The following is a 4092-nucleotide window of genomic DNA, read 5'->3' as shown; positions in this document are numbered from 1 at the left end:
GCCCCGGAGCGGCGCAGACGCGCGGCGGCATCGTTCAGCTCGTCAGGGGAAAAGTCTTCGCCCACCGGCAGGCCGGCGATCTCTAAAATCCGCTCGGTCCGTACCGCTTCATTGCCACGCACCGTCAGCGGGCCAAAGCGCAGTTTTGGCCCCGGCGCCAGGTTCAGATCCACATCGATGCGGTCTTCGCTGTGGCGCGCGATGATCTTTTGCTGCGTCAGCGTGGCTTTGGCGTGGCCCGCTTCGCGCCACCCGTCAACGCCGGCGGCAGCGGCGCCGCTGATCTCGCTCAGCCTCGCGGGCTCGCCGCTGCGAAACCCCTCGGGCAATTCTGTTTCAGGCGCCAGCGGGTCAATTTCTGTCCTGCCAAAGCGAAAAGCAGAGCCTGGCTGAACGGTGATCACCGCCCTGCCAATCGACGGGGGCGGGTTCACGATCTGAATGCCGGTCGCCTCACGCCCGTCGAGGCGTATTTCAATGACCGGGCTGAAATATCCCTGATCATACAGGATCGCCAGCAGACGCTTGTAGTCGGCCTGGGCAACCGAAACGATTTCCTGGGGGCGAACCGGCGGGGTATCATCGTCACCCCCGGACGCGGCTTCCGCCTGTTCAAAAAGCAGTGAGCCGTTTTCCAGCGTTTCACGCAAATCGTCGTCCAGAGGTCCGGTCAGCGAGACTTCAAGCGCGGATGCGGACGGTGCCTGCAACACCATCCAGAAAACAACGGACGACAACCCGGCCGCACGGTGCAGGCATGCCCTGTTCAGTAACCCGAAATACATCTTCCCCCCGGAACGAACCTTGTCTGATCAACAAGAAAAGATACACACAACCGCGCACTTGCCGACTTGTCTACCGGACTTCTTAACCGGACTGCAATCGGGCAAAGCGACCCACCCCGAGATTAATGCGCCCGCAGGCGAGCACCCGCCGTATTCAGGGCAGATTGTGGTGCGCTGCCCCGGATGCGTCGGTTTTGCCGGCAATGCAGACCTGCCAGGGGCCCAGGTGCAGGCGGTTCTCCGCACCGGGCCGTGCACCTCCGAGTTCGGCGCCGATGGTTTCCCAGTCGCCCGGCGGCAGCGCATGCATTGAGGGGGTGTCGGACATATTGAACGCACAGAAAAGCGTCTGCTCTGCGGAGCGGCGGGTGAAATGCAGCACATCACCATAGGCAAAGACACCGTTGTGGCTGCCGTGGCGCAGCGCCGGGTTGGCTTTGCGGAAAGCAATCGCAGCGCGGTAGTGATGCAGGATCGATCCCGGTGCGCGTTCCTGTTCCTCAACGGCCCGGCTGAGGTGACTATGGGCCACCGGCAGCCATGGATTATGCCCGGTAAAACCGCCGTTCTGATCATCCGCGACCCAGACCATCGGCGTGCGACAGCCGTCGCGGCCTTTGAACTCGGGCCAGAATTCAATGCCGTAGGGATCCCGCAGATCTTCAAAAGGTACATCGGCCTCGGGTAGCCCAAGTTCCTCTCCCTGGTAAAGACAGGCAGAGCCCGGCAGGCACATCAGCAAGGTAGCATGCAGCCGGCGTGCCGCCGGGCTGAGGTCCCAGCGGGTGCTGTGGCGCGTGACATCGTGGTTTGAAAACGCCCAGGCGGCCCAGCCATGCCGCGCGACCCGGCTCAGCTCATCAAAGACTTGCGCAACCCCGGTCGCAGTCAGGCGGTCGGGCGCAAGAAACTCAAAGCCATAGCACATGTGCACGCCGTCTTTACCGCTCGTGTACTGCCCCAGCAGCTCAAGCCCGCGGCGTCCGTCCCCCACTTCGCCCAGAGATGTGATGCCGTCGTATTCATCAAGCAACCGACGGAAACGCGCCAGAAAAGCAAGATTTTCCGGCCGGTTGCGCGAATAGATATGATCCTGGTGGTTGTAGGGGTTCACGCTGGGCGCAATCTTCGCTGTGCGCTCTTCGGGCGGCAGCGGCGGGTTATCGCGCAACTCATGATCGTGGAAGTAGAAATTGATTGTGTCGAGACGGAAGCCGTCCACCCCCCGGTCCAGCCAGAACCGCGTCACCCCCAGAAGCGCGTTCTGAACATCTTCGCTGTGCAGATTAAGGTCAGGCTGTGAGGTCAGGAAATTATGGAGAAAATACTGTTCGCGGCGCGGGTCCCACTGCCACGCTGTGCCGCCAAATATCGACAGCCAGTTATTGGGTGCCGTGCCATCGGGTTTCGGGTCTGCCCAGACATACCAGTTGCTGCGCGGGCCCTCGCGACTGCTGCGGCTTTCGGTAAACCAGGGATGAATATCCGAGGTGTGCGACAAAACCAGATCAATCATCACCTTCAGCCCGTGTTCGTGGGCTGTCTCGACCAGTGTGTCAAAATCAGCCAGCGTCCCGAACATCGGGTCAACGTCGCAGTAATCGCTGACGTCGTAACCGAAATCCTTCATCGGTGAGGTGAAGAACGGAGAAATCCAGATTGCATCAACGCCCAGCCCCGCGACATACGGAATGCGTCTGACAATTCCGGCCAGATCGCCGATGCCGTCGCCGTTGCTGTCTTGGAAACTGCGGGGATAAATCTGGTAAATGGTACAGCCGCGCCACCAGTCGGCGGTCGCGGCTGCAGGCTCGGTATCGATCATTGCACGTCCTGAATTCTCAGCGTCTCCGAAAGCTTAGCCGCGACTTTGCCGTTTGAAAAGCGCAGGATCAGGCGACTTCGGCCGTGTGGAACGAGGCGATAAAATCGTCGATCACTTCGTCGAATTCATGGTCCTGCCGGGCGAGATGCAGCTCGGCTGCCAGCATCCCGGATTTGGAGCCACAGTCAAAGCGGATGCCCTCAAAGCGGAAGCCCGCGAGCCCGATGGTCTCAATCCCGCGCGCGATGGCATCTGTAAGCTGTATTTCTCCCCCGGCACCCGGCTCCTGAGAGCGCAGCGTTTCGAAAATGCTGCCGTCAAGCACGTATCGTCCCACAGCCGCCGTTGTAGACGGTGCCTGATCCGCGGCGGGTTTTTCCACCATGCGGTCGGCATAGGCGAAGGGGCCTTCGCGGCGCGCCACTGAAAGGATGCCATAACTGGAAACAGCCTCGCGCGGCACTTCCATCGTTGCCACCATGTAACCCGCTTCGGAGGTGTTGTAGGCGTCGATCATCTGCGTCAGGCACCCGGTCTGGCCGAGGATCAGATCGTCGGGCAGAATGACCGCGACAGCGCCGGGAAGTGCGTGATCGGCAGCGCACAGGATTGCATGACCGAGCCCCAGCGGTTCGTCCTGCATTACGAAGATGACATCATGATCATCCTCATCGATTGCCGCTTGCCGGAGCCGGTCCGCAAGCCGGGCTTTGCCCCGTTCTTTCAGAGTGGCGCGCAAATCTGCATCGTCCAGAACATGATGTTCGATGGCATCCTTTGACGGATGGCTCACGAAGATCATGCGCTCAACCCCGGCGGCCTGGGCCTCTTCGATTGCATACTGAATGAGCGGCGTATCCAGAACCGGCAACAACTCTTTAGGGACTGATTTAGTTGCTGGCATGAACCGGGTTCCAAGACCTGCTACCGGAAAAATCGCTGTTCTCACACTCTGGTCTGTCACTTACTCGCTCCTTATTATTGCTGCGCCGCAGCGTCTGTTATCAAGATAGGGACATATCGCTGAATGTCAAAAAAAAGACATTTTGGATTTTCCGAAGATACGCATCATTCCACCGTCAAAATCGTCAGATTTCAAAGTCACAGTTACACGTCTGACATGTGACGAAACTTTAACTTCCCTGAGGATTTCACCAAGAAAAGATTTCGTTACGTCTCTAAAGCGCCCGACCCCCCACTTTTGTTCCATGAAACTTATCTCAAACGGTAAATTTATTAATTCAGCATTTCCAATGCCTGATGCCTAAATTATAAGCATTTCGCGAAAATAGCAGGGGCAGAATTGCCGGTATGCGACCTCACACCTTGATGCATGGGCGAATGCGTCTAGCTCAGTATGGAGGGAACTTTTGCGCTGCAGCGAAGTTCCTGAACCGTGTCGCCCGGGGAAGCCGCACCAATCTGAGGACCATTGATGACCACAGCACGCAATTCATCTTCCACTGCACCCAAAACCGCGCC

General features: G+C 58.7%; 2 protein-coding genes and 1 pseudogene. All 3 read right to left on the bottom strand.

The annotated features are described in order from the left end of the window. Nucleotides 1-785: pseudogene (locus Q0M35_RS17795) on the bottom strand (outer membrane protein assembly factor); the annotation flags it as partial. A gap of 154 nt (nt 786-939) precedes the next feature. Beyond that, nucleotides 940-2610 carry an alpha-amylase family glycosyl hydrolase gene (locus tag Q0M35_RS17790; RefSeq protein ID WP_295317593.1) on the bottom strand — a complete coding sequence of 557 codons (1671 nt, stop codon included), beginning with the start codon at nt 2608-2610 and terminating at the stop codon, nt 940-942. Between the two features lie 67 nt (nt 2611-2677). Next, nucleotides 2678-3574: a UTP--glucose-1-phosphate uridylyltransferase gene (locus tag Q0M35_RS17785; protein WP_295317592.1), complete on the bottom strand. Its 897-nt coding sequence runs from the start codon at nt 3572-3574 to the stop codon at nt 2678-2680. Nucleotides 3575-4092 lie beyond the last annotated feature (518 nt).

The sequence above is a fragment of the Roseobacter sp. genome (assembly GCF_024639605.1).
Lineage (GTDB): Bacteria > Pseudomonadota > Alphaproteobacteria > Rhodobacterales > Rhodobacteraceae > Roseobacter.
This window is presented reverse-complemented; position numbering and strand designations above follow the sequence as displayed.

What these genes read in the sequence shown, in the direction of transcription:
- Q0M35_RS17790 (WP_295317593.1), bottom strand. Translation starts at nt 2,610, where the DNA reads ATGATCGATACCGAGCCTGCAGCCGCGACCGCCGACTGGTGGCGCGGC.